Annotated in this window: 28 protein-coding genes; 11 read left to right on the plus strand and 17 right to left on the minus strand. The window is 68.4% G+C overall.

The window, feature by feature from the left end:
• Positions 1–2: 2 nt before the first annotated feature.
• From flhA to OG2516_RS18990, 4 genes are read left to right on the plus strand one after another with little or no spacing between them, the layout of a single operon-like run.
• Entirely contained in the window at positions 3–2093 is a 2091-nt protein-coding gene (gene flhA, locus OG2516_RS09880; protein WP_040615749.1) for a flagellar biosynthesis protein FlhA, read from the plus strand.
• Positions 2090–2854 carry a flagellar biosynthetic protein FliR gene (locus OG2516_RS09885; protein ID WP_007255522.1) on the plus strand — a complete coding sequence of 255 codons (765 nt, stop codon included), beginning with the start codon at positions 2090–2092 and terminating at the stop codon, positions 2852–2854. The genes flhA and OG2516_RS09885 overlap by 4 nt, the downstream gene beginning before the upstream one ends.
• Positions 2851–3930 (plus strand): flagellar type III secretion system protein FlhB, encoded by a 1080-nt coding sequence (gene flhB / locus OG2516_RS09890; protein ID WP_007255523.1) that lies wholly within the window; start codon positions 2851–2853, stop codon positions 3928–3930. Before OG2516_RS09885 ends, flhB begins: the two co-directional genes overlap by 4 nt.
• On the plus strand, positions 3927–4316 hold the full coding sequence (locus OG2516_RS18990) for a hypothetical protein (RefSeq protein ID WP_007255524.1): 390 nt from the start codon (positions 3927–3929) through the stop codon (positions 4314–4316). The genes flhB and OG2516_RS18990 overlap by 4 nt, the downstream gene beginning before the upstream one ends.
• On the opposite strand, the gene OG2516_RS09900 is transcribed toward OG2516_RS18990, so the two are convergent.
• The 9 genes from OG2516_RS09900 to OG2516_RS09940 are packed head-to-tail and all read right to left on the minus strand — an operon-like array spanning position 4295 to position 8829.
• On the minus strand, positions 4295–4828 hold the full coding sequence (locus OG2516_RS09900) for a flagellar basal body-associated FliL family protein (RefSeq protein ID WP_007255525.1): 534 nt from the start codon (positions 4826–4828) through the stop codon (positions 4295–4297). The two genes, OG2516_RS18990 and OG2516_RS09900, sit on opposite strands and share 22 nt — an antisense overlap.
• Before the next feature lie 12 nt (positions 4829–4840).
• Complete coding sequence (gene flgH, locus OG2516_RS20420; protein WP_007255526.1) at positions 4841–5569, minus strand: flagellar basal body L-ring protein FlgH; 729 nt, start codon at positions 5567–5569, stop codon at positions 4841–4843.
• A 12-nt stretch (positions 5570–5581) separates the two neighbouring features.
• Positions 5582–5992 carry a flagellar basal body P-ring formation chaperone FlgA gene (gene flgA, locus OG2516_RS20425; RefSeq protein ID WP_007255527.1) on the minus strand — a complete coding sequence of 137 codons (411 nt, stop codon included), beginning with the start codon at positions 5990–5992 and terminating at the stop codon, positions 5582–5584.
• Entirely contained in the window at positions 5992–6777 is a 786-nt protein-coding gene (gene flgG / locus OG2516_RS09915) for a flagellar basal-body rod protein FlgG (RefSeq protein ID WP_007255528.1), read from the minus strand. The genes flgA and flgG overlap by 1 nt, the downstream gene beginning before the upstream one ends.
• 14 nt (positions 6778–6791) lie before the next feature.
• Positions 6792–7511, minus strand: a complete 720-nt coding sequence (locus OG2516_RS09920) for a flagellar hook-basal body complex protein (protein ID WP_007255529.1) — start codon at positions 7509–7511, stop codon at positions 6792–6794.
• A 1-nt stretch (position 7512) separates the two neighbouring features.
• A complete protein-coding gene (locus OG2516_RS09925; protein ID WP_007255530.1) occupies positions 7513–7779 on the minus strand; it encodes a flagellar biosynthetic protein FliQ in 267 nt (88 codons plus the stop codon).
• The gene (gene fliE / locus OG2516_RS09930; protein WP_007255531.1) at positions 7779–8063 is read right to left on the minus strand and encodes a flagellar hook-basal body complex protein FliE; all 285 of its coding nucleotides are present in this window, start codon (positions 8061–8063) and stop codon (positions 7779–7781) included. The genes OG2516_RS09925 and fliE overlap by 1 nt, the downstream gene beginning before the upstream one ends.
• A gap of 10 nt (positions 8064–8073) precedes the next feature.
• Entirely contained in the window at positions 8074–8460 is a 387-nt protein-coding gene (gene flgC, locus OG2516_RS09935) for a flagellar basal body rod protein FlgC (protein ID WP_007255532.1), read from the minus strand.
• The gene (locus OG2516_RS09940) at positions 8461–8829 is read right to left on the minus strand and encodes a FlgB family protein (protein ID WP_007255533.1); all 369 of its coding nucleotides are present in this window, start codon (positions 8827–8829) and stop codon (positions 8461–8463) included.
• An 87-nt stretch (positions 8830–8916) separates the two neighbouring features.
• Here OG2516_RS09940 and OG2516_RS09945 point away from each other — a divergent pair, with 87 nt between their 5' ends.
• Positions 8917–10230: a FliI/YscN family ATPase gene (locus OG2516_RS09945; protein ID WP_007255534.1), complete on the plus strand. Its 1314-nt coding sequence runs from the start codon at positions 8917–8919 to the stop codon at positions 10228–10230.
• A 4-nt stretch (positions 10231–10234) separates the two neighbouring features.
• Here OG2516_RS09945 and OG2516_RS09950 read toward each other — a convergent pair whose 3' ends face one another.
• The 6 genes from OG2516_RS09950 to OG2516_RS09975 form a co-directional block, all read right to left on the minus strand.
• Positions 10235–11029, minus strand: coding sequence for a DUF1217 domain-containing protein (locus OG2516_RS09950; RefSeq protein ID WP_007255535.1), 795 nt, complete (start codon positions 11027–11029; stop codon positions 10235–10237).
• Complete coding sequence (gene flbT, locus OG2516_RS09955) at positions 11026–11436, minus strand: flagellar biosynthesis repressor FlbT (protein ID WP_007255536.1); 411 nt, start codon at positions 11434–11436, stop codon at positions 11026–11028. The genes OG2516_RS09950 and flbT overlap by 4 nt, the downstream gene beginning before the upstream one ends.
• On the minus strand, positions 11433–11810 hold the full coding sequence (gene flaF / locus OG2516_RS09960) for a flagellar biosynthesis regulator FlaF (protein ID WP_040615076.1): 378 nt from the start codon (positions 11808–11810) through the stop codon (positions 11433–11435). Before flaF ends, flbT begins: the two co-directional genes overlap by 4 nt.
• Before the next feature lie 90 nt (positions 11811–11900).
• A complete protein-coding gene (locus tag OG2516_RS09965) occupies positions 11901–13169 on the minus strand; it encodes a flagellin (RefSeq protein ID WP_007255538.1) in 1269 nt (422 codons plus the stop codon).
• Between the two features lie 215 nt (positions 13170–13384).
• Entirely contained in the window at positions 13385–13717 is a 333-nt protein-coding gene (locus tag OG2516_RS09970; protein WP_007255539.1) for a hypothetical protein, read from the minus strand.
• Positions 13710–13970 carry a rod-binding protein gene (locus OG2516_RS09975; protein ID WP_245544285.1) on the minus strand — a complete coding sequence of 87 codons (261 nt, stop codon included), beginning with the start codon at positions 13968–13970 and terminating at the stop codon, positions 13710–13712. Before OG2516_RS09975 ends, OG2516_RS09970 begins: the two co-directional genes overlap by 8 nt.
• A gap of 872 nt (positions 13971–14842) precedes the next feature.
• On the opposite strand from OG2516_RS09975, the gene OG2516_RS20430 reads away from it, so the two are divergent.
• Both OG2516_RS20430 and OG2516_RS09985 read left to right on the plus strand, forming a co-directional pair.
• On the plus strand, positions 14843–15835 hold the full coding sequence (locus tag OG2516_RS20430) for a flagellar hook-length control protein FliK (RefSeq protein WP_192808365.1): 993 nt from the start codon (positions 14843–14845) through the stop codon (positions 15833–15835).
• Positions 15836–15844: 9 nt separating this feature from the next.
• Positions 15845–16495, plus strand: coding sequence for a flagellar hook capping FlgD N-terminal domain-containing protein (locus tag OG2516_RS09985; protein ID WP_040615081.1), 651 nt, complete (start codon positions 15845–15847; stop codon positions 16493–16495).
• 14 nt (positions 16496–16509) lie between these two features.
• Here the strand turns inward: OG2516_RS09985 and ubiB are convergent, their stop codons facing one another.
• Positions 16510–18039, minus strand: coding sequence for a 2-polyprenylphenol 6-hydroxylase (ubiB, locus tag OG2516_RS09990; protein WP_007255542.1), 1530 nt, complete (start codon positions 18037–18039; stop codon positions 16510–16512).
• The gene (gene ubiE / locus OG2516_RS09995) at positions 18040–18792 is read right to left on the minus strand and encodes a bifunctional demethylmenaquinone methyltransferase/2-methoxy-6-polyprenyl-1,4-benzoquinol methylase UbiE (RefSeq protein ID WP_040615083.1); all 753 of its coding nucleotides are present in this window, start codon (positions 18790–18792) and stop codon (positions 18040–18042) included.
• 85 nt (positions 18793–18877) lie between these two features.
• Between ubiE and mutM the strand changes: the two genes are divergently transcribed.
• From mutM to dnaA, 4 genes are all read left to right on the plus strand, one after another.
• Positions 18878–19729 carry a bifunctional DNA-formamidopyrimidine glycosylase/DNA-(apurinic or apyrimidinic site) lyase gene (mutM, locus tag OG2516_RS10000; RefSeq protein WP_007255544.1) on the plus strand — a complete coding sequence of 284 codons (852 nt, stop codon included), beginning with the start codon at positions 18878–18880 and terminating at the stop codon, positions 19727–19729.
• Positions 19730–19793: 64 nt separating this feature from the next.
• Positions 19794–20570, plus strand: a complete 777-nt coding sequence (locus tag OG2516_RS10005; protein ID WP_007255545.1) for an enoyl-CoA hydratase-related protein — start codon at positions 19794–19796, stop codon at positions 20568–20570.
• Positions 20571–20733: 163 nt separating this feature from the next.
• Positions 20734–20997 (plus strand): 30S ribosomal protein S20, encoded by a 264-nt coding sequence (gene rpsT, locus OG2516_RS10010; RefSeq protein WP_007255546.1) that lies wholly within the window; start codon positions 20734–20736, stop codon positions 20995–20997.
• Between the two features lie 645 nt (positions 20998–21642).
• Entirely contained in the window at positions 21643–22998 is a 1356-nt protein-coding gene (gene dnaA / locus OG2516_RS10015; RefSeq protein ID WP_040615756.1) for a chromosomal replication initiator protein DnaA, read from the plus strand.
• The last annotated feature ends 7 nt before the right edge of the window (positions 22999–23005 follow it).

The raw sequence follows: 23005 nt of genomic DNA on the forward strand, positions 1-23005 counted from the left end.
CCATGACGCTCGACCTGAAGGCGCTCTTCCAGCCGACGGTGCTCCTGGCGCTGGCGTTGATGGCGGTCATCGTGATGATGATCCTGCCCGTTCCTGCATGGGTGCTCGACCTGGGCCTCGCCGCGTCGTTCGGGCTGGCGATCCTCATCTTCACGGTGACGCTCTTCATCGAGCGCCCGCTCGACTTCTCCGCCTTCCCGACCGTGCTTCTGGCGTCGCTGATGCTGCGGCTCTCGCTCAACGTATCGTCAACCAAGCTCATCATCGGCGAAGGACACACCGGAACGGGCGCTGCCGGCGACGTCATCCAAGGCTTCGCCAGCTTCGTGATGGGCGGCAGCGTGTTCCTCGGGCTCGTCGTGTTCTGCGTGCTGCTGATCGTCAACTTCGTCGTGATCAACAAGGGCGCCACGCGGATGGCCGAGGTGGGCGCGCGTTTCGCGCTCGACGGGATGCCGGGCAAGCAGCTCGCGATCGACAGCGACATGAGCGCGGGCGCCATCGATCACGCCGAAGCCAAGCGGCGCCGCGAGACGGAACAGGCGGAGACGACCTTCTTCGGCTCGCTCGACGGCGCCTCGAAGTTCGTGAAGGGCGATGCCGTCGCGGGGCTCCTGATCACCCTGCTGAACCTCGTCGTCGGCCTCGTCATGGGCGCCGCCGTTCATGGCATGCCGCTCGGCCAGGCGTTCGAGACCTACGCGATCCTGACCGTCGGCGACGGCCTCGTCAGCCAGATCCCGGCGGTCATCATCTCGATCGCCTCCGCCCTCCTGCTGGCGCGCGGCGGGGCGACGGGGGCGACCGACCTCGCCCTCGTCGGCCAGCTCGGCCGCTACCCGCCGGCGCTGATGACCGTCGGCATCCTGATGGCGCTGTTCGGGCTCGTCCCCGGCCTCCCCCTCGTGCCGTTCCTGACGGGGGGGCTCGTCCTGACGGGCTGCGCTCTGCTCGTGCGGCGCGGACGGGCGCGCGATGCCCGCGCCCGGGCCGAGACCGACGCGCGGGACGCGGAAGCGGCGCCGCCGCGCAGCTCGCTCGGGGACATGCTCGACCTCGACGACATTCACCTGCAATTCGCGCCCGACCTCGTCGACATGGTGCTGGACCCGGGCACCGGCCTCGACGCCCGCATCGCCAACATGCGGAAACACGTCGCCACCGAGTTCGGCGTCCTGCTGCCCGAGATCCGGCTCACCGATGATCCCTCGCTGCCGGCGGGGCAGTACGTGATCCGGGTGCAGGGGGTCGAGCAGGCGCGCGCGATGCTGCGGCCGGACCGGATGCTCGCGCTCCTGTCGGACGCCGGCGCGCCCGACCTGCCCGGCGAGGACATCGAGGAGCCGGTCTACGGTGCGCCCGCGCGCTGGATCGAGCCGGGCGAGCAGGAGCGGGCGTCGCTCGACGGGCTGACCGTGGTTAACGCGCCCGAGATCCTCGCCACGCACCTGCTCGAAGTCACCAAGGCCAATTTCGCACGGCTGATGACCCACAAGGCCCTGCGCCGCCTGCTCGACGAGCTGGTCAACCTCAGCGATCCGGCGCGCTCGGAGGCCAACCGGCGGATGGTTGACGAGCTGATCCCCGACAAGGTGCCAATGGCGGTGCTGCTGACGGTGCTGCGGCTGCTGCTCGAGGAGCGGGTCTCGATCCGCAACCTGCCGCTGATCATCGAGGCCACCGCGGAGGGGCGGCAGCTGCACGCGACGGCCGAGGGCATCGCCGAGCATGTGCGGCAGCGGCTCGGCTTCCAGCTCGTGGCGGAGCTGCGCCGCGACGACGGGACGATCCCGCTGGTGCAGCTCGCGCCGGAGTGGGAGCAGACGTTCGAGGCGCACCAGCTCGGAAAGGCTGGCGAAATCGGTGACGTGGCGCTGCCGCCGGACGACTTCAACCGCCTCGCGGGGGCCATCTCCGAGAAGATCTCCGAGGCCACCGAGGCCGGCGCCTTCCCGGCGCTCATCACCTCGATGAAGCGCCGCCGCTTCCTGCGCACGGTGCTCGCGGCGCGCGGCATATCGAACCCGGTCCTGTCGTTCGAGGAACTGGGCGTCGACGCGCGGCCGTCGCTGGTGGGGCTCGTGCCGGCATGATCGGCGATGCGGCCGCGCTGCTGGGGGTCGCTCAGGAGGTGCTTTGGGCGGGGGTCGCCGTCTTCCTGCGCGTGGCGGCGATGGCCGGCGTGTTCCCGGTGTTCGGCGAGCAGTCGGTGCCGCTGCGGCTCCGGCTGGCGATCGCGCTGGCGCTGACCCTGGTGGTGCTGCCGGCGGTGCCGCTGGCGGGCGGGGCGCCGGGCCTGGCGGCGCTGGTCGGCGAGCCGTTGGTGGGGCTATTCTTCGGGCTGTTCCTGCGCCTGATCGTGATGGCGCTGCAGATCGCGGGGACGATCGCGGCGCAGTCGACGTCGTTGAGCCAGATCTTCGGCGCCTCGGCGGGCATCGAACCGTTGCCGGCGATGGGGCACTTCCTGGTGGTGGCCGGGCTGGCGCTCGCGGCGCTGCTCGATCTGCACGTGCGCGCCGCTGCCTACATCCTTTTGACCTACGAGCTCGCGCCGGTCTCGACCGTTCCGGCGGCGGCCCTCGTCGCGGAGGTCGGCGTCGCGGAGGTGGGGCGGGCCTTCCGCTTCGGCTTCGCGCTCGCCGCGCCGTTCCTCGTCGCGTCGCTGCTTTACAACATCACGCTCGGCGTCATTAACCGCGCCATGCCGCAGTTGATGGTCGCCTTCGTGGGCGCGCCCGCCATCACCGCGGGCGGGCTGGCGCTGCTGGCGATCTCCGCCCCGATCATGCTCGCAGCCTGGTCGGACCGGCTGCTCGACTTCCTCGCCGCCCCGTTCGGCGCGCTGCCATGAGCCACGACGACGGCGCCGACAAGAGCTTCGAGCCGACCCAGAAGAAGCTCGACGACGCGCGCCGGAAGGGCGACCTGCCCCGCTCCGCCGACCTCACGACGGCGGCGGCCTATGCCGGCTTCCTGCTCGCGGCGCTGGCGCTGGGCGGCGGCGTCGTCGACGGGATGGGCAGCTTGCTGCGGGCGCTGGTCGAACGGGCGGACGCGCTGTCGGCAGAGATGTTCGCCGGCGGCGCGGCGCCGCGATCGGGCGCGGTGATCTTGGCGGCGGCGGGGGCGCTGGCGCCGATCCTGCTGGGGCCGGCGGCGGCGGCGCTGGTGGCGGTCATCGCCCAGCGCGGCCTCGTCTTCGCGCCGTCGAAGCTCGCGCCGAAGCTGTCGCGCATCTCGCCGCTGTCGACGGCGAAGCAGAAGTTCGGCCGGACCGGGCTGTTCGAGTTCGCCAAGAGCTTCGCGAAGCTGACGATCTACAGCATCACGCTGGGCCTGTTCCTGTCGGCGCGGCTGCCCGACATCGTCGGCACGATCGGCATGGCCCCGGCGATCATCGCAGGCGAATTGCTGCGGCTGATGCTCGATCTGCTGCTCGTGGTGGTGCTGATCGCCGCCGCGATCGGCGCGCTCGACCTGCTGTTTCAGCGCGCCGATCACCTGCGCAAGAACCGGATGAGCCGCAAGGAAGTGACCGACGAGATGAAGCAGTCGGAAGGTGATCCGGCGATGAAGCAGCAGCGGCGGCAGAAGGCCGTGGCCATCGCGACGACGCAGATGATGGCCGACGTGCCGACGGCCGACGTGGTGATCGTCAACCCGACGCATTACGCCGTCGCGCTGAAGTGGGACCGCGGCTCGCCCGGCGCGCCGGTCTGCGTCGCCAAGGGGGTCGACGCCATCGCCGCGCGCATCCGCGAGCTGGCGCTCGAGCACGTGATCCCGCTGCATTCCGATCCGCCGACGGCGCGGGCGCTGTTTGCCGAGACGGAGATCGGCGCGGAGATCCATCCCGACCACTACCGCGCCGTCGCCGCGGCGATCCGCTTCGCCGAGCGGCTCCAGCAGAAGGCGCGCGGCCGGTGAGCGTGGAGCAGTTGGCGCGGCTTAGGGAGCTGACCGAGGTCGAGTTCGTGGCGGCCCAGCAGGCGCTGGCCGCGCTGCGCGCGGAGGAGGAGCGGCTACGGGCGCAGATCGAGGCGCTGGAGACAGGGCGGACCGCGCGGGCGACGGCGCTGCGGGAGGGGCCGGATGCCGCACGGCTGGCGGGCGCGGACCCACGCTGGGAGGTCTGGATCGACCGGCGCCGCGCGGAGCTCGCCACGCACCAGGCCCGGGTGCGGGCACGGATGGAGACGGCGCGCGCGCGCCTGCGGCGGGCGTTCGGGCGGCGCGAGGCGTCGGCGATGGTGCTCGAGAGGGCGCGCGCCGAGGCGCGGCGGCTGCGGGCTCAGCGCGCGTCGACGTCCTGACGGACGATGTCGATGATGAGGACGTCGAGCACGTGGTCGCCCATCGTCTCGCGCGCGGCGTCGCGCAGGGAGGAGCGCAGGACGCGCATGTTGGCCGCGCTGGTGAAGTTGCCGTCGAAACCGCCGATGTTGGCGTGGCCGAACAGCACCTGCAGGAGCGCGTCGCGCAGCTTGGGCTCGTGCGCGAAGACCACGTCGCGGCTGCCGGCGGCGACTTCGAGGCTCAGCGACAGCACGACCAGCGCGGCGACGCTGCCCTCCTCGACCACCGGGACCACGAACTGGTTGTTCAGGCGCGCGTAATCCCGCCCCTCCACCACCACGTCGCCCGGCTCCTCCTCGGGCGCGGCGGCAACGTCGGCCTCGTGCGGATCGCCGCAGGGCGCTTCGGCCGCGGCGACTTCGCCCTCGGGCAGCTCCTCCTCGGGTGGCGGCGACAGCAGCATCCCCGCGCCGACACCGGCGCCGGTGCCGAGGAAGAGGAGGAGGACCGGGACGAGGAGCGCTTTCATGGGCGGCGACCTTCAGAAGGGGAGCAGGATGTCGGCGAGCTGCTGGCCGTAGCGCGGCTGCTGCACGTCTGAGATCAGCCCCCGGCCGCCGTAGGAGATGCGCGCCGAGGCGATCTTGTCGTAGGTGATCTCGTTCTGGCGGGTGATGTCCTCGGGGCGCACGAAGCCCGAGACGAGCAGCTCGCGCAACTCGTGGTTGACCCGGACCTCCTGGCTGCCGGAGATCGCGAGGACGCCGTTGGGCAGCACGTCGAGGATCGTCGCCGCGACGCGCAACTCGAGCCGCTCGTTGCGGCTGACGGAGCCGTCTCCGTCGGAGAAGCTGTTGGAGGTGAGCGAGACGGCGTCGGCCAAGCTTGCGCCCTCGGGCAGCGCCGGGTCGACCCGCTGGGGGATGCCGAGAAGCTGCGGGATGCCGAGCGACTCGGAGCCGGAGCGCGAGCGGGAGGTGGAGTTCTGGATCTCGGCGCGGTCATCGATTTCGATGACCACGGTGAGGATATCCCCGCGCTGCACCGCGCGGCGATCGCCCAGCAGGGAGCCGCGCTCGCCCGTCCAGAGCGAGGCGGCGGCGAGCGGCTCGGCCACGGCGGGAACCGGATCGACCAGCGGCAGCGCGTCGGTCATCATCGCGATGTGCTCGTCGCCGGCGCGGGGCGGGCTGATCGGCGGCGGCCGGCCCAGGTGGTCGAGGCGGCCGCAGGCGGCAAGCAACAGGAACGACAGCAGGATCGGCCGCATGGCGGGAGCCCTTCAGAAAGAGACGTAGCCGGCGCCGTCGGGCCCGATGCGGGCGGTGACGGTGGTGCGCGACGACAGGTTCATGACGCGAATGATCTCGCCCGACGCGGCCCGGTCGAGCGCGCGCCCGTCGGTCGAGATGGTGAGGCCGTTGCTGTTGTAGATCAGCGGCAGGATCGCGTTGCGCTCGACGATGGCGGGCGGCCCGACATCGGCGGGGCGCACCGGGCGGCCGGCATAGATCGCCACCCGCGCCTCCTGCCCCACCAGCAGCGCGGCGTCGCTCGTGCCGCCGGCGAATTCGGCGGCGTCGAGCGCGAGGTCGGCGGCGGCGATGATCTCCTGCGCCCGGATCGTGCGCGTCGCGACGAGCGTCTCCGCCGCGGCGGGCCCGGCGAGCAGCAGGAGCGCCAGCCAGCGCATCAGCGGACCTGCACCGTCGCGCCGAGCATCTGGTCGGCGGCGCTGATGACCTTGGAATTGAGCTCGTAGCCGCGCTGCGCCTCGATCAGATCGGTCACCTCCTTGACCGCGTCGACGGAGCTGTCCTCGAGGAAGCCCTGCCGCAGCGTGCCGAGCCCGTCCTGGCCCGGCGTCGTGACGTTGGCGGGGCCGGACGCCTCGGTTTCGACGAACAAGTTGGAGCCGACCGCCTCGAGCCCGCGCGGGTTGGAGAAGCCGGCGATGTCGAACTGGCCGAGCAGCTGCGCCTCCACGCGGTCGCTGAAGTAGGCGTAGACCTCGCCCTCGGGATTGATCGAGATCGACAGGGCGTCGCGCGGGATGGTGATCTCGGGCGCGACGGGGAAGCCGTCGGCGGTGACGATGAGCCCGTCGCCCGAGCGCTTGAGGCCGCCGTCGCGGGTGTAGCCGGGGCGGCCGTCGGGGAGCGCCACCTCGAGGTAGCCCGAGCCCTCGATGGCGATGTCGAGATCGCCGCCGGTACTGGAGAGCGAGCCCTGCGCGAGCATCATCGACACCGACGTCGGCCGCACGCCGAGCCCGAGCTGGACACCCGTCGGCAGGACGGTGCCGTCGGAGGCGTTGATCGTGCCGGGGCGCATCATCTGCTGGTAGTGCAGGTCGGCGAACTCGGCGCGGCGGGCGTTGTAACCCGTCGTGTTCATGTTGGCGAGGTTGTTCGAAATCACCTCGACCCGCATCTGCTGGGCCGACATGCCGGTAGCGGCGATTTTCAGCGCGCGCATGGTGGGTCTCCTTGTTAGCTGCCCGTGGTGGCGCGGATGGCGCCGCGAAGTCGTTCGTCTTCCTGCTCGAGGAAGCGCTGGCCGAGTTCGTAGGCCCGCTGCACCTCGATCATCCGGGCGACCTGCAGGATCGGATCGACGTTGGACTCTTCGAGGAAGCCCTGCGCGACGCGGACCCGCGGCACCGGCTCGAACCCGCCCTCGGCCCGGAAGCGGACCCCGTCCTCGCGCACCAGCCCGGCCGGATCGCGCGGCCGGACCACGCCGACCTGCCCGAGCGGCTGGCCGTCGGCGGAGAGCACGCCGTCGGGCGCGACCGTCACCGACGCCGCGGCCGGCGGCACGAACAGCGGCGCGCCGCCGGCGTCGAGCACGGGGTAGCCATCGGGGGTGACGAGGTCGCCGTTGGCGTTGGGCATGAAGTGGCCGGCGCGGGTGAGGCGCTCGCCCCCCGGGGTCTGCACGAGGAAGAAGCCCTCACCCTCGATCGCCAGGTCGAACGCGCCACCCGTCGCCGTCATGCCGCCGGGCGAGATGTCGGTGTCGCGCACCGCGGCGCGGGCCATCGAGAGGCTGTCGTGGCCCGGCCCGAGCGCCGAGACGTACTCGGAGAAGATGACGCCCTCGCTGCGGTAGCCCGTCGTCGCGGCGTTGGCGATGTTGTTGGCGATCAGGCGCATCTCGGCCATGAGGCCGGATTGGCGGGTGAGCGTGGTGTAGCTGGCGTTACCCATGTCAGTACCCCACCATCATCAGCACGAGCGTGTCGCGGAAGAACGCGGTGAGCGTGCCGGTCATGAAGCCCATCGTGACCCAGAAGATCGCGACGATGGCCGCGAGCTTGGGCACGAAGGTCAGCGTCATCTCCTGGATCGAGGTCAGCGCCTGGAACAGCCCCACGGCCAGCCCCGCGACGAGCGCCACCGACAGGATCGGCAGCGACATCGCGACGGCGACCCAGAGGCCGTGGCGGACCACGTCGTAGAAGTGCGACTCGCTCATCAGACCGGCATCCGCAAAATTTCCTGATAGGCCTCGACGACCTTGTTGCGCACCGCGACCGCCGCCTCGAGCGCGAGCTCGGTCTGGGCGAGCGCCTGGACGAGCGCGTGCGGATCGGCGTCGCCCGTCATCGCCGCCATCGCCGTCTCCTCGCTGGCGCGCAGGGTGGCGAGGAAGTCGTCGGCGAGCTGGCCGACGGGGCTTCCGCCGGCGTCGGGGCCGGGCGCGGTGGCCGCTCGGTTGGTCTCGTAGGCATTGGCGACGAGGGAGCTGGGGAGGTTCATCGGTTGTCTCCTATCGGCGCAAGAGGTCGAGCAGCGAGGTCGACATCTGCCGGACCTGCTCGAACATCTTGAGGTTGGCTTCGTAGCTGCGCTGCGCCTCGCGGGCGTCGGCGATCTCGATCAGCAGATCGACGTTGGAGCCCTCGAAGTGACCGCTCTCGTCGGCAAGCGGATGGGCCGGATCGAAGATCCGCTCGAGCGCGCTGTCGTCGAGCCGGACCGGCCCGACCGCCACCTCGCCCGCCGTGGCGCCGAAGGCGTCGCGGAAGGTGACCGTCTTGCGGCGGTAGCCGGGGGTGTCGCTGTTGGCGATGTTCTCCGAGACATGCCGCAGGCGCGCGGACTGGGCGCGCAGGCCGCTGGCGACGACATCGAGCGCCTGGCTGAAGTCGCTCATCTATCGACCTCCGACGGAGAGGCGCAGAACGTCGAGCGCGTGCTTGTAGACCGTCAGCGCGCGCGAATGCTCGCGCTGCACCTCGGCCGCGGCCACCATCTGCTGCTCGAGCGAGACGGAGTTGCCGTTCGGCGCGGGCTCGGCCGCGGCCGCGCCGGGCGGCGCGCGGCCGCTGCCGCCGAAGTGGCCCGCCCTGGTCTGCGCCAGCGCGCGGCCCGTGCCAGCCACCTCGCGGAATGGCGGCAGCGACTGGGCACGGTAGCCGGGCGTGTCGGCGTTGGCGATGTTGCGGGCGACCAGCACCTGCCGGGCGCTCGCGTGCCGCGCCATTGCGGCGGAGGTCTGCATGACATCGAGCTTGTCGAACATCGGGGCTTCTCCCTCGATTGGCTTCAACCAAGCCTTAAGGGCGATTCCTTAAGATACGGTTGGCAACCAACGGGAATCGGAGACGCCATGCCAATCGATCAGATCGACCTCGTGCGCGAACGCCTGGGCGACCTGCGCGTCCGCCACCTGCTCGGCCGCGTCTCCGGCGTCGCGAGCGCCGCGCTGGAAGTGACGGGCTTCGGCGCCGGCGTGCGCGTCGGTGATCCGGTGACGCTGCCCTCGCTCGACGGGCGGCGCGGCGAGGTGATCGGGCTCGATGACGGCACCGCGCGGGTGCTGCTCGAGGGCGGGACGGAAGGGATCAGCCTGCGCACGCCGGTCCGCCTCGAGCCGCCGGTGCGCTTCGCCCCGGGGCCGCACTGGCTCGGGCGGGTGATCGACCCGGACGGCCGCCCCCTCGATGGCCGTCCCTTGCTGCCCGGCACGGGCCGGCGGCCGCGCGCTGCACCGCCTCCGCGCCCGCACCGACGCCGCCCGCTCGGGGCGCGGCTCTCGACGGGCTTCGCCGTCTTCGACACCCTGCTGCCCCTCGTGCGCGGCCAGCGGCTGGGGCTGTTCGCCGGCTCGGGCGTCGGCAAGTCGACCCTGCTCGGCGACCTCGCGCGCGGTGTCGAGGCGGACGTGGTCGTCATCGGGCTCGTCGGCGAGCGCGGGCGCGAGCTGCGCACCTTCGTGGACGAGGTGCTCGGCGCGGAAGGCATGGCGCGGGCCATCGTGGTCACCGCCACGTCCGACACGGCACCGCAGGTCCGCCGCCGCTGCGCCCCGGCGGCAATGGCCGTCGCCCAGCATTTCCGCGATACCGGCCACCACGTGCTGCTGCTGCTCGACAGCGTCACCCGCTTCGCCGAGGCGCACCGTGAACTCGCCGCCGCGCAGGGCGAGCCGGCGAGCCTGCGCGGCTTCCCGGCGTCGACGGCCGGCGCGATCGCCGCACTATGCGAGCGCGCCGGCCCGGGCGAAGACGCGGGCGACATCACCGCGGTCTTCTCGGTCCTCGTCGCGGGGTCCGACATGGAGGAGCCCGTCGCCGACATGCTGCGCGGCGTCCTCGACGGCCATGTCATCCTCGATCGGAAGGTCGCCGAGCGCAACCGTTTCCCGGCCATCGACCTGTTGCGCTCCGTCTCCCGCGCGCTGCCGGCAGCGGCCAGCGATGTCGAAAACAGCCTCATCAGCCGCGCCCGCGCCTTGCTCGGCAGCTATGACCGCGCCGAGATGATGATCCAGTCCGGCCTCTATGCCTCTGGTTCCGACGCTCGCATCGATGAGGCGATTGCGTGCCACGACGCGCTCGACGGCTTCCTCGCCCAGCGCTCGGCGTCGGTCAGCGAGAGCTTCGCCGCGCTGCGCCGCGCCCTGAATAGTGGCGCGCGATGACCGATCAGAGCCCTTGCAGGAGCGTCAGGGCAGCTGCAGCGCCCGAGAGCGACTGGCTCGCTGCCATTTCCGTGCGCACCATGTAAAGCCGGATCAGCTTCTCCTGTACAGCCTCGTTCTCGAAGTCTGCCGGATCACCGGAGCCGAGCACTGACTCGGTGCGCTCCTGGAATTGCTCGAGCTGCTGATCCAGATCGATGCTGCCGAAGCTCGAGGAAAATCCCAGCGCCGTCTCGAAGACGCTGCGCAGCGGCGCGTTGCCCATGATCGCGAACCAGCGGGCGGTCCGACCGTCCTGCCCCTGCAGCACTTCCTCCACGCCGCGGGAGACGCTCAGCGCGATGCGCAACTGCTCGTCCTGCTCCCCGACCGCACGCTCGAATTGCCGCGCCTCGTACCGCGCCACGATGACGTCGGCGAAGCCGAGCCACTGCGTTTTGCCCGCTCCGCCGAGATCACCGAAACCGAGTGCATCGGCGAGCTGGAGGTACCTCTTGTCCGAAAGTCGGATCGCGAACGAGTCAGGCGCGACCGTGCCCTCCTCGAGCACCTTCCGCACGAAGGCGGCGCTGTCGATATCATCATCCAGTCCGAATGCACCCAACACCACCTGCATCGCCTGCCGGTCGTCGAGCAAGTCGTCGATCGAGGTGATCTGCGGTACCTTCTCCCGAAAGCTCTCGGTCGCTCGCTCTATCGGTGCGCTCGCGGCATAGGCGGCTTGCTGCACCTCGAGCGTCCGCGCCAAAAAGCGATAGCCGGCGTACCCGGCAAGCGGGAGAACCGGCTGGAAGCTCATGCCGCCGGCCCGGCGATGTTGATGAGACGTTCCTCTCTCGGAAGTAGTGTCCGCAGCTGCTTCAGCGCCCGATAGATCTCGCCATGCTTTACGGCGACGGTCGCTGCATCCAGGCGGCCGCGACTGTCCTCGTCCAGGAAGACGTGGCTCAACTGCTCGATCCCGCGCATCAGCTGATGCCGGCCCTCCAGCTCACCGGCATCGCCCGCGAGCATCAACTGAGCGATGTAGCAGACCCGACGAACGGGAGTCGTCACCTCGTCCGGACGGATCGCGTCGCGCAGACGCAAGATATTCGCGTTGGCGGTCAGGATCGACAAGCGCGAGCGTCGCTCCCCGTTCTCGATGACAGCGCCGTTCACGAGCACGCGCTCGCGCGGGCCGAGTTTCAGCACGAGGCAGGTCATTCTCCTCCTCCCTGCCCGGTGAGGCCCCGCATGACAGCGGTGTTCACCTCGATGAGGGAGGCCACGCCACCTTGCCCCTTGAGAGCCTTGCGCGTCTGGTAGCCCACGAATTCGGACAGGTAGAAGAGACGCGCGCGCAAGTCCTCCGACAGCGCGTTGTTTCGGTCGGCGACCTCGGCGGCCATGTGGATCCAGATGCGACGATTGTCGTGCAGGGCAGCTGCCAGAGCGGGCATGTCGTACGGTGCTGACGCCACAGCGGCTTTGAGGCGAGCAGTTGCCCGGCCGAAAAGCTGGAGCTCGGTGGCACGACCAGTGCGGATCGGTGAAGTCGTTGGGGCGTAGGCTCGATGAGCGCGTTCGATGACGTTCACGAGGACGTCCTTTCGGGACTGATGGGATAGCTGCGCGGCTTCAGCGCAGCGAGTGTGCGAGGCGCCGAAGCGCCCCGCGAAACTTCTCGCTTAGCGGAAGAGCGAGAGGATCGACTGCGGCGCCTGGTTGGCGATCGAAAGCGCCTGCACGCCCAGCTGCTGTTGCACCTGCAGTGCCTGAAGCCGCGCCGAAGTCTCCTCCATGTCGGCATCGACGAGTGCGCCGATCCCCGACTTGAGCGAGTTGGTCAGATCGGACACGAAGCTCGCTTGGGTTTCGACGCGCGACTGCACCGAGCCAAATGCCGAGGCAGCGTTAGTCGCCGATTGGATCATGCCTTCGATGTTGCTCAGTGCCGTCTCGGCTCCGGCTTTGGTCGAGACATCCAGCGTCGCGAGCTGCGCCAGCGCCCCTGTGCCGCGCTCCTGGCTAAGGGAGATGCCGATCCCGGCGTCACTGGTCAGGTTCTCGACATCCAGAGTGCCGGAACCGAGGGACAGGTTGAACTTCGTGTCGTCCAGCCCCGCCGCCATCAGGCCGTTCTTCAGGCCAGAGAGAACCGCATCAGCCGTATCGCCTTCCCGGACCACGTAGCTGCCTTCGATGTTGCCGATCTTCAGCCGCATCACATCGCCTTCGACCAGACCGGTCGCGACAGCGGTATCGACGCCGGCGTCGCTCGACTTCAGAGCCGTCGTGCCAGTCGCACCGCCCGATGCATCGAGGAAGGCCGAGCCGAGGGCGACCTGCGTGGTGTCGCTCGCGCCGCCGTTCTCCGTCAGGGTCGCCACCGAGTTGGTCGCAGCGGTGAGCGCGTCACCCGTCGTCGTCGAGAGGTTCTGCGCATCGACGCCGATGTTCGATACCGTCACCCCGCCGAGGTTGTCACGGTCGAGCGAGGACAGGATGTTGGTGCCGACGTTGCCGTTGGTGTTGAAGTCGCTCGAAGAGCCGTTGACGAGGTTCAGTCCGTTGAACTGAGCGGCGCCGACGACGGACTTGATCTGGTCGGTCAGGGCCTGGACATCGTCCTGGATTTTAGATCGGTCGACGTTATCGGCTTGAGCGTCGACGATCTTGTTCTTCATTTGCGTGAGCAGATCGGTGACCGTCTCCGAGGCCTGTCGCGCGACCGACACCGTCGATTCGCCGAGGGCCAGGCTGTTCGAGATCGCCTTGAAGCCCTGGACGTCGGACTCCATGACCTTGGAGATCGCCCAGACGGCGGAATTGTCCTTCGCCGTCGCGACCGCCTTGCCGGTCGAGATCATGGACTGGGTCTTGCTCAGGTCCTGGTTCAGAGTCTTCAGCGTCTGAAGGGCGACCATGGCCCCATTGTTCGTCAGAATGCTGGACATGCGTTATTGGTCCTTTCGTGCACGCGCTTTGCGCGGCGAGTTCGAGTTGGCTGTCGCGCACTTCGTGGCGACATGAATTGTCATTCTGACTTTGCTAAATTAGCGGTGGCTTCTCCCCGCCGCTGCCCTCTCAGAAGGCAGGCAGACCATGCCGCTGACGGGTGAAGAAACTGCTAATACGGAGCCGGAGTCCGCCAACAATTTACCTCCAATTCTCATAGTTTCGTTTCTAACTGGCCGATGCTCCGTCGAATCGCTCTCCGCCCATCGGCTTTGTAGATGTTCAGCTCCCGGCGCACGTGTTCGACCAGAGCCAACCGTGCGCGGGCCGCGCGGACGCCGGCCTGCGCCGACTCCAAGAGGCGCTGATTGCGCTCGAGCTGATCCGCGAGATGCCTCAGCGGGGCTCGGTCTTCGCAGCCCCCTAGCGCTTCAAGGCACTGCTCCTTCGCGGCGCCAAGTTGCCCGACAGCCTCGAGATTCCCATCTAGGAGGAGTTCACGCTCGTGCTCAAGCAGGCTCCGAAGATCGTGAATCACCTCAGCCATCGCGCCGATCCCGAAGAGCCTCGTAGAGCGATTCGCTGAGCCCGATGCCGCCGGAGCGCACCATCTCGCGCGCCTGCTCTTCGAGAAGGAACGACGCCATCTGCTCCTCGCCGACCCCGCCTCCAAAGGCCCCTCGTGCCGCGCCAGATCCGGTTGCCTTGAGCATCTCGGCGAGGAAGACGGCCTCAAGCTTCCGGGCTGCGGACCGCAACGGATCGGCAGGCGAAACGGCGATGGGTGAGACTGGTTGCACGGCTATCTCCAATTCGAACCATTCTGCCGACTCTATCTCGCCACGAGTAAACAATTGGTAAGGCTTTGGTCGTAGGACGATCGAAACAGATCGAGTGCCGAATGCATCTGATTTCCGACATCCCACTGCCATCGAATCAGGCGCAGGTGCCTGTCTTGCTGCAAGCTTCGCTTAAACTGGCGCGATCCTTCGGCGACCTCGTGGATGAACCGGACGTGGAGGAGAATCCTGGAGAGCACCTCTCTTGCAAGGAACAACCGGTTTCGCGGGAGGTCGACGAACCTCCGCACCTGGAGCCCCGGGAAGGCGACGCCGTACCGGCAGAGCCGGAACCTTCGCCGATTCCGAAGTTGCCCCTCGATGACGCCGCCAAGCCGGTCTCCAGCGGTCCGCTCCTTGAGGAGGCGCAGCTGACGGAGCTGGGCCCGGCCGAAGATCCGACCGAAGATGTTCCAGATTCACTCGCAGCTCCCGAAGTCGCAGTAGCGCAACTGGCCTGGAGGCCGCCATCCGAGCCTCCGAGAGAGTCGGCCCCGCTTCGCGACGATCCTGCCGGGTCACGCGCTGATCCGCCCAAGCAACCTGAGCCCGTAGCTCTACCGCGGGCTTCTGCGCCTCCCAAAGAAGCAGACCTGCGCGTGACACAACCGGTGCCGGCAATGGTCACGGAGCATGTGCCTTCGGTCTCGCAACCGGGCGCAGCTGCGACAGAGAGTGTCGATCCTCAGGATGAGAAGGGACCTGCGCGAGCACTCGTTGGGCCCGGATCGAGTGGCCTGAGTGGGTCCGAGATCGGCCTTGCCAACCCGATCCGGCATCCTGCAGACCGGGGGGCACCCCCGTCCGTATCTAGCCCTTCGACCGAGGTCCGGATGCCTCTCCAGTCGAAAGCAGAACCCGCCAGACAGGAGGGCTGGCAGCCAATCGCGGCGCAGCGCCTAGAACATCGTGCAGGTGCTGAACTCGTCGCTTCGCACGGTTCACCAGCTCCGGCTATCGTTCATCGGCTGCAAGACATCCAAGTCAAGGATAGGACCTCGCCAACGCCGATAGAACAGCCCAAGGCGGCACGGTACCGCAATTCGCCGACCACTTCACCGGAATCCGTCAGCCCGGTCATCGGTGCGACAAAGGCGCGGGTGACGCAGGAGCGATTGCAAGAGCAGCACGCCCCTGCGTCCGCATCTGAAGCGTCCCGGCTTCGAGGCGGTCCGGCCGGGCCAATCCTCGATACTGCCGCTTCATCCCTAAGAGAAGTGCCGCCTGCGCAGCCACAGCAGGTGCTTCGTCAGCCCGGCCGCCTGATGTTGGCGCAACTGCAGATTCAGCAGGTTGACGTCGCAAACATTCAGAAGAGGACGGTGGCTTCCGCCGAGATTCGGAACCTCCCAGACCATCCTGCGATCTCCTATCCGTCTCCCCTCGATCTGCCACGCCCGCCGTCGCCGATGTCCAGTCCGGTGCAACCTGCAGCACATGCACAGAAAGCTTCGCGCCAGATCGCAGTGGCAATTCAAGCCGTCGCACCCGGAACGACGGAAATACAGCTTGATCCTCGCGAACTTGGGCGTGTGACGCTCAACGTCGCGACCTCGGAGACAGGCTTGCACGTGGTCATCGCGACGGAGCGGCCGGAGACACTCGATCTGATCCGCAGACACATCGACTTGCTGACACTGGAACTCCGCTCGGCGGGAGGCGGCACCGCTTCGTTCGATTTCGCCGGTACTGGTCGTGAAGCGGAGCGCTTCGGCCGACCGTCGGCCGATGCACCTCCCGAAGCCGAAGCCGACGATGACACCTCGCCTCCCCCACAGACGGCACCCTCCGCAAGCTCGAGCGACGGGGTCGATCTCAGGATCTAGGAGACAAGCATGAATCTAGTAAGCAACGTTTCAGAACCTCAGCCCGCGGCCTCCAATGCCGCGCCGGCGACGAGCGACCTGACCTCGGATTTCGAAACGTTCCTGAAAATGCTGACGGTGCAGCTGAAGAACCAGGACCCCCTGAACCCGGTCGAATCAGCCGACTATGCGGTACAGTTGGCGACGTTCTCCCAAGTCGAACAGCAGGTTCTGACGAACGACCTCCTAACCTCACTCTCCGAACAGCTGGGTGCAGCCGGCCTTGGACAAGTAGCCGATTGGGTCGGGCGAGAGGCGCGCGTCGCGGCAGCGGTGAGCTATGTTGGCACTGCAATCGACGTGGTGGTGAAGCCCGCGGAGGGCGCTGATCTGGCCTACATCGTGTTGCGTGACGAAAACGGGATCGAGCTCGAACGGCAGCCGGTGGAAGCCGAGGAGCAGATACTTGGTTGGCATCCGGCGCCGGGCAACGACGTGAGCGGCAGGCGCCTGAGCTTCGAGATTGAAAGCTTCGCCGCGGGCGAGAGCCTCGGCACGGTGCCTGCCGAAGTTTATGCAAGTGTTCGGGAGGTGCGAATGAGAGACGGCACCGCCCATGTCGTCCTGTCGGGTGGAGCCTCCGCTCCGGCTTCGGAAGTCACGGCACTGCGCGTACCATGATGCCCCGTTTTGCTCTAGAAGCTTGCGCCGATCAGGACGCCGAGAGCCACGAGCGTAGCACCGCCCAGCCCCGCCGCCACGAGTGGCCAACGTCGGTCTGGCGACTCCTCGTGCACCTCGCGCGAGCGCTCTATGAGCGCGGCTTGCGCCAGGTCGGGCAGCCGCGGGCCGAACCGCGCCAAGACCTGTACCGTCCGGGCAAGATCCTTCGCGAAAGCGGCAGGACCGAGGTGCTTGCGGATGTAGCCCTCGACAACCGGCCGCGCGACTTCCCAGATGTTCATGTGCGGATCGAGCGACCGCGCCACGCCTTCGACCACAACCATCGTGCGCTGCAACAGGATCAGTTCGGTCCGGGTCTCCATGCCGAAGCGCTCGGTCACCTCGAACAGGTATGCCAGCAATCGCGCCATGGAGATGCGGGAGGCGTCCATCCCGAAGATCGGCTCGCCCACCGCGCGCAGCGCCCGCGCGAACTCGTCGACGTCGCGGTCGTACGGGACGTAGCCGGCCTCGAAGTGGACCTCTGCGACGCGTCGATAGTCGCGGCGGATGAAGCCGAAGATGATCTGGGCATAGACGCGGCGCGTGTATTCGTCGATGTGCCCCATGATGCCGAAATCAAAGGCGATGATGTCGCCGTTCGCCGCCACCTTGAGGTTGCCCTGGTGCATGTCCGCATGGAACATGCCGTCTCGCAGGGCATGGCTCAGGAACAGCTCGAGCACGCGGGCCGCGAGCCGCCTGCGGTCGTGCCCGGCGGCATCGAGGGCGGCGATGTCGCCAAGGCCGATCCCTTCCGCCCACGTCTGGGTCATGACCCGCCGACCGGACAGGTGCCAACGGATGTCGGGCACCTGGAAGCCGTCGTCCTGCGCGGTGTTCGAGGCGAATTCGGAAGCGGCGGAGCTTTCGAGGCGCAGATCGAGCTCCCCCAGCACGACCCCCTCGAAGTGCTTGATGACATCGAGCGGGCGCAGGCGCCGCGAAGATGGCGACAGCACCTCGACCACGCGCGCGGCGAAGTAGAAGGCGTCGATGTCACGGCGGAAGGCGCGTTCGATTCCGGGGCGCAGCACCTTGACTGCAATCGGTTCGCCCGTATCGGCAAGGATGGCCTTGTGCACCTGGGCGATGGATGCGGCGGCGACGGGCTCCGAGAAGGAGGAGAAGGTGGTGTCGACGGGACGGCCGATCTCGCGCTCGAACTCCGTGAGCGCGACATCGCGGCCGAAGGGCGGAAGCTTGTCCTGGAGGACGCGGAGCTGCTGGGCAAGGTCCGTGCCGACGACGTCGGGGCGTGTCGAGAGGATCTGGCCGAACTTGATGTAGGCCGGGCCGAGCGCCGTGAGGGCGCGGGTGACCGGAGGCATCGCAGAATCACCCGGGTAGCCGAGCCAGCGGAAGGGCCAGACGAGGCCGCGCATGACGATCCGGACGAGGCGGGGTGCGGCGAGGGCATCCATGACCACCTGCATCGCCCCGGTCCGCTCGAAGGTGGCGCCGGTCCGGATAAGTCGCAGGATGTTGTGGGGGCCGCGCACCTAGAGCTTCCAGCCGGAATGGAGGCAGGCGACGCCCATCGTCAGGTTGCGGTACTTCGCGTTGCCGAAGCCGGTGTCGCGCACCATCGACAGGAAGGTCTCCTGGTCGGGGAAACGGCGGATCGACTCGACGAGGTACTGGTAGCTGTCGCGATCGTTGGCGATCACCTGGCCGAGGCGCGGAATCACGTTGAAGGAGTAGAGGTCGTAGAGGTGCCGCAGCGACGGCGTCGGCACCCGGGAGAATTCGAGCACCATCAGCCGCCCGCCCGGCCGCAGGACGCGGTAGGCTTCGGCGAGGGCCTCGGCGGGGCGGGTGACGTTCCGGATGCCGAAGGAGATGGTGTAGACGTCGAAGCTCGCGTCCGGGAACGGCAGCGACATCGCGTCGCCCACCACCCAGTCGAGCTGGTCGGCCATGCGCGCGGCGTCGGCACGCTTGCGGCCCTCGACGAGCATCGGCTCGGTGAGATCGCAGACGGTGGCGTGGCCGGAGCGGGCGCGGCGCAGGAAGCGGAAGGCGATGTCGCCGGTGCCGCCGGCCACGTCGAGCAGGCGCTGGCCCGGCCGCGGCGCGAGCCAGTCCATCATCGCGTCCTTCCAGAGCCGGTGCACGCCGCCGCTCATCACGTCGTTCATCACGTCGTAGCGGCTCGCCACGGAGGAGAACACGCCGCGGACCCGCCCGGCCTTCTGGTCTTCCAGCACGGTTTCGTAGCCGAAATGGGTGGTCTGGTCTCGGTCGTGGGTCATCGGCACTTGCAACCTTCTGAGGCCGCGCCCTTCTATAGGCGCTCGGCGGCGCAGACAACGCGCCGCAGGGCTAAGGAAGCGCACGATGCCGGAATTGCCAGAGGTCGAGACAGTCCGTCGCGGGCTCGCGCCGGCGATGGAGGGTGCGACGATCGCGCGGGCGGAGGTCAACCGGCCGGACCTGCGCTGGCCGTTTCCGGAACGGCTGGCCGAGCGGCTGACGGGGCGGCGGGTGCTGCGTCTGGGGCGGCGGTCGAAGTACCTGCTTGTCGAGCTCGAGGGGGACGAGACGCTGATCGTGCACCTGGGGATGTCGGGGCGGATGGTGGTGTCGGGCGATCCGCTGGGCCAGTTCCACCAGGAGCACGCGGCGGCGGAGAAGCACGACCACGTGGTGCTGCACATGGCGAGCGGCGCGCGGGTGACCTTCAACGATCCGCGCCGGTTCGGAGCGATGGATCTCTGGCCGACGGAGACGCTCGAGAACCATTGGCTGCTGGCGGAGCTGGGGCCGGAGCCGCTCGGCAACAGCTTCGACGAGACGTACCTCGTGGCGCGGCTGCGCGGGCGGGCGACGCCGATCAAGTCGGCGCTGCTGGACCAGAGGATCGTCGCCGGGCTTGGCAACATCTATGTCTGCGAGGCGCTGCACCGGGCGGGGATCCACCCGCGGCGCAAGGCCGGCCGCATCGCGCCGGCGCGGCTCGCCGGGCTGGTGCCGGTGGTGCGGGCGGTGCTCGCGGAGGCGATCGAGGCGGGGGGATCGTCGTTGCGCGACTACCGTCAGGCCGACGGCGAACTGGGCTACTTCCAGCACACGTTCGAGGTCTACGACCGCGAGGGCCACCCCTGCGCGAAGCCGGGCTGCGCCGGGACGGTGGCGCGGATCGTGCAGTCGGGGCGGTCGAGCTTCTACTGCCCGGTCTGTCAAAGATAGCTTGAACCCCGACGCCCCTTTGCTAAGCGTGGGGACTTAGCCTCCGGCAGCAGGGACCGCGATCATGGCCTACGAGACGATTGTCGTCGAAACGTCCGACGATGTCTGCACCATCACCCTGGATCGCCCAGACGCGATGAACGCCATCAACAGCCAGCTGCTCGGTGAGCTGGTGAAGGCGCTCGAGGAGGCGGATCGCAGCGACAAGGTGCGCTGCATCATCGTCACCGGCTCCGACAAGGCCTTCGCCGCCGGCGCCGACGTGACGGAGATGGCCGACAAGAGCTTCGTCGACATGTACGTCAACCAGCTCTACGCCCGCGACACCGACCGCTTCGCCAACGTGCGCAAGCCGGTCATCGCGGCGGTGGCGGGCTACGCCCTCGGCGGCGGCTGCGAGCTGGCGATGATGTGCGACTTCGTCATTGCGGCGGAAAACGCCAAGTTCGGCCAGCCCGAGATCAACCTCGGCGTCATCGCCGGCATGGGCGGCACCCAGCGGCTGACCCGGCTGGTCGGCCGCTCGAAGTCGATGGACATGCACCTCACGGGCCGGTTCATGGACGCCGAGGAGGCCGAGCGCGCCGGGCTGGTGAGCCGTGTGGTGCCCGTCAAGAAGCTGCGCGAGGAAGCGCTCGCGGCGGCGGGGCGGATCGCCGAGAAGTCGCTGCTCGCCACGACGGCGGTGAAGCAGGCCGTGAACCGGGCGGAGGAGACCTCGCTCGCGGAGGGGCTGCGCTTCGAGCGGGCGATGTTCTACGCGATGTTCTCGACCGACGACCAGTCGGAGGGGATGTCGGCCTTCCGCGAGAAGCGCGAGGCGCAGTTCCGCGACAAGTAGCGCGCGGCGCGTTTTCGCGGTTTCCAAGCCCGCCGATCTGCCTTATAGGCGCCGGCTACATGCGCGTGATGCCCGCTCTGGCAAGAATTGTCGGGTCGTCGGACCCGGCCCGGGTCTCATTGCGCGACGACATTCGAACTGACCCGGGAAAGGGAACCGACACATGGCCAACTCGCCGCAGTCCAAGAAGCGCGCCCGCCAGGCCGAGCGCCGCCTCGCCGTCAACAAGGCCCGCCGCTCGCGCATCCGCACCTACCTGCGCAAGGTCGAGGAAGCGCTCGCTTCCGGCGACAAGGACGCCGCCGCCAACGCGCTGCGCGCCGCCCAGCCCGAGCTGATGCGCGGCGTCACGAAGGGCGTCTTCCACAAGAACACCGCGTCGCGGAAGATTTCCCGCCTCGCCAGCCGCGTGAAGAAGCTCGGCTGACCCGCGGCCGCGTCGCGGCCGACCCAGCGTCATTGCTACACCACAAAGCGCGTCCTTCGGGGCGCGCTTTGTCATTTCAGCAACAGCCGGAGCAACCGAATCGAAGGGGAGTCCTTCGGATTCAAGCAGCTTCGAGATTCTTCGAAATGCCGCTCCAGCCAAAGCCCGAGTCAAGCGAGTTGTTCTGTTGAAGGGCTCGCAGACCCCTTGCTAGCTTGACCGAGCGATTCACGAACGCAGACCTGGGGGAACATGGAATCGGCGAACTGAGGCAGACGCAAGTGGCTTGGGTGGGACCCGGGGTCACGAATCGGTTACCGAAGAACGCCAGAGGATCGAGGGGGACCAGCGCGCTGCTGGGTTGGTCCTGACAACCCTCGTCCGTCGTGCCGGATGCTGGAGGATACCAGCCGGACCGGCCCGCCATGCTCCGTAGAGCCGCGGCTCCGCCACCGTCACGCCGTAACCGGCGAACGATGGAGCCATGGCACGAGAACCGAAGCAGCTCCCGCTCATGAGGCAAGGCGGGGGACGCTGCCGGTTTGTTCCCAGGGAGCGTCCTTGACCGCGCTTGGAGGCGGGCAGTCCGCCAAGTGATGGGGAAGGTGGCGGATGTCACGACGATTGGGACAGGCTGGAACAATGATGACGCAGGACGAGTGGATTAACGTCAAGCAGGAGATGCGCGGCGCGGTCGGTGAAAGCAAGTTCACCAACTGGATCGAGCCCCTCGTCTTCGAGACGCTCAGGGACGGCGTGCTCACCTGCTCCGTGCCGACGCTGTTCATCGGCAACTACGTCAACCAGAACTACGCCGACCAGATCGTCTACCTGCTCGCCCGCGCCGGCCAGGAGGTCGAGCGGCTGTCCTTCGTCGTGCGCAACGACGAGACCGCCGGCCCCCAGCAGCAGAAGCAGCAGCCTGCCGCGCCCGCGGCCGCCGGCGCCCGCCGCGGCGTCGCCGAGAGCGCCCGGCTCGAGGAGCGCTACACGTTCGACACGTTCGTCGTCGGCAAGCCCAACGCGCTCGCCCACGCCGCCGCCCGCCGGGTCGCCGAGGGTGGGCCCGTCGCCTACAACCCGCTGTTCCTCTACGGCGGCAACGGGCTCGGCAAGACGCACCTGATGCACGCGATCGCCCACGACATGCGCCAGAACCGGCCCGAGCTCGACGTGCTCTACCTGTCCGCCGACCAGTTCATGTACCGCTTCGTCACCGCGCTGCGCGAGCGCAAGATGATGGACTTCAAGCACTTCTTCCGCTCGGTCGATGTGCTGATGGTCGACGACGTGCAGTTCATCGCGGGCAAGGACAGCACGCAGGAAGAATTCTTCCACACGTTCAACGCGCTCGCCGACGCGGGCAAGCAGATCGTCATCTCCGCCGACTGCGCGCCGGGCGAGATCCGCGACCTCGAGAACCGCATCTCGTCGCGCCTCGCGAGCGGGCTGGTGGTGGACCTGCACCCGACGGATTACGAGCTGCGCCTCGGCATCCTGCAGTCGAAGGTCGAGCAGTATCGCAGCCAGCACCCCGAGCTGGTCGTCGCCGACGGCGTGCTCGAGTTCCTCGCGCACCGCATCTCCAACAACGTGCGCGTCCTCGAAGGTTCGCTGACCCGGCTGTTCGCCTTCGCCTCGCTGGTGGGCAAGGAGATCAACCTCGAGCTGACCCAGGACTGCCTCGCCGACATCCTGCGCGCGTCGGACCGCAAGATCACCATCGACGAGATCCAGCGCAAGGTCTCGGAGCACTACAACATCCGCCTGTCCGACCTGATCGGCCCGCGCCGGATGCGCTCCTACGCCCGGCCCCGCCAGATCGCCATGTGGCTGTCCAAGCAGCTGACCAACCGCTCGCTGCCCGAGATCGGCAAGCGTTTCGGGGGCCGCGATCACACCACGATCATGCACGGCGTGCGCAAGATCGACGAGCTCCGCCAGACCGACAGCGCCATCTCCGAGGATCTCGAGATGCTGCGGCGGACGCTGGAGCAGTAAGCGGCCT

It is taken from the genome of Oceanicola granulosus HTCC2516 (assembly GCF_000153305.1).
Classification (GTDB): Bacteria; Pseudomonadota; Alphaproteobacteria; order Rhodobacterales; family Rhodobacteraceae; genus Oceanicola; species Oceanicola granulosus.

Excerpts from the sequence above, each read along its gene's own strand:
- flhA (WP_040615749.1), top strand. The coding sequence starts at position 3 with ATGACGCTCGACCTGAAGGCGCTCTTCCAGCCGACGGTGCTCCTGGCG.
- OG2516_RS09885 (WP_007255522.1), top strand. The coding sequence starts at position 2,090 with ATGATCGGCGATGCGGCCGCGCTGCTGGGGGTCGCTCAGGAGGTGCTT.
- flhB (WP_007255523.1), top strand. The coding sequence starts at position 2,851 with ATGAGCCACGACGACGGCGCCGACAAGAGCTTCGAGCCGACCCAGAAG.
- OG2516_RS09900 (WP_007255525.1), bottom strand. The coding sequence starts at position 4,828 with ATGAAAGCGCTCCTCGTCCCGGTCCTCCTCCTCTTCCTCGGCACCGGC.
- flgH (WP_007255526.1), bottom strand. The coding sequence starts at position 5,569 with ATGCGGCCGATCCTGCTGTCGTTCCTGTTGCTTGCCGCCTGCGGCCGC.
- flgA (WP_007255527.1), bottom strand. The coding sequence starts at position 5,992 with ATGCGCTGGCTGGCGCTCCTGCTGCTCGCCGGGCCCGCCGCGGCGGAG.
- flgG (WP_007255528.1), bottom strand. The coding sequence starts at position 6,777 with ATGCGCGCGCTGAAAATCGCCGCTACCGGCATGTCGGCCCAGCAGATG.
- OG2516_RS09920 (WP_007255529.1), bottom strand. The coding sequence starts at position 7,511 with ATGGGTAACGCCAGCTACACCACGCTCACCCGCCAATCCGGCCTCATG.
- OG2516_RS09925 (WP_007255530.1), bottom strand. The coding sequence starts at position 7,779 with ATGAGCGAGTCGCACTTCTACGACGTGGTCCGCCACGGCCTCTGGGTC.
- fliE (WP_007255531.1), bottom strand. The coding sequence starts at position 8,063 with ATGAACCTCCCCAGCTCCCTCGTCGCCAATGCCTACGAGACCAACCGA.
- flgC (WP_007255532.1), bottom strand. The coding sequence starts at position 8,460 with ATGAGCGACTTCAGCCAGGCGCTCGATGTCGTCGCCAGCGGCCTGCGC.
- OG2516_RS09940 (WP_007255533.1), bottom strand. The coding sequence starts at position 8,829 with ATGTTCGACAAGCTCGATGTCATGCAGACCTCCGCCGCAATGGCGCGG.
- OG2516_RS09945 (WP_007255534.1), top strand. The coding sequence starts at position 8,917 with ATGCCAATCGATCAGATCGACCTCGTGCGCGAACGCCTGGGCGACCTG.
- OG2516_RS09950 (WP_007255535.1), bottom strand. The coding sequence starts at position 11,029 with ATGAGCTTCCAGCCGGTTCTCCCGCTTGCCGGGTACGCCGGCTATCGC.
- flbT (WP_007255536.1), bottom strand. The coding sequence starts at position 11,436 with ATGACCTGCCTCGTGCTGAAACTCGGCCCGCGCGAGCGCGTGCTCGTG.
- OG2516_RS09965 (WP_007255538.1), bottom strand. The coding sequence starts at position 13,169 with ATGTCCAGCATTCTGACGAACAATGGGGCCATGGTCGCCCTTCAGACG.
- OG2516_RS09970 (WP_007255539.1), bottom strand. The coding sequence starts at position 13,717 with ATGGCTGAGGTGATTCACGATCTTCGGAGCCTGCTTGAGCACGAGCGT.
- OG2516_RS20430 (WP_192808365.1), top strand. The coding sequence starts at position 14,843 with ATGCCTCTCCAGTCGAAAGCAGAACCCGCCAGACAGGAGGGCTGGCAG.
- OG2516_RS09985 (WP_040615081.1), top strand. The coding sequence starts at position 15,845 with ATGAATCTAGTAAGCAACGTTTCAGAACCTCAGCCCGCGGCCTCCAAT.
- ubiE (WP_040615083.1), bottom strand. The coding sequence starts at position 18,792 with ATGACCCACGACCGAGACCAGACCACCCATTTCGGCTACGAAACCGTG.
- mutM (WP_007255544.1), top strand. The coding sequence starts at position 18,878 with ATGCCGGAATTGCCAGAGGTCGAGACAGTCCGTCGCGGGCTCGCGCCG.
- OG2516_RS10005 (WP_007255545.1), top strand. The coding sequence starts at position 19,794 with ATGGCCTACGAGACGATTGTCGTCGAAACGTCCGACGATGTCTGCACC.
- rpsT (WP_007255546.1), top strand. The coding sequence starts at position 20,734 with ATGGCCAACTCGCCGCAGTCCAAGAAGCGCGCCCGCCAGGCCGAGCGC.
- dnaA (WP_040615756.1), top strand. The coding sequence starts at position 21,643 with ATGACGCAGGACGAGTGGATTAACGTCAAGCAGGAGATGCGCGGCGCG.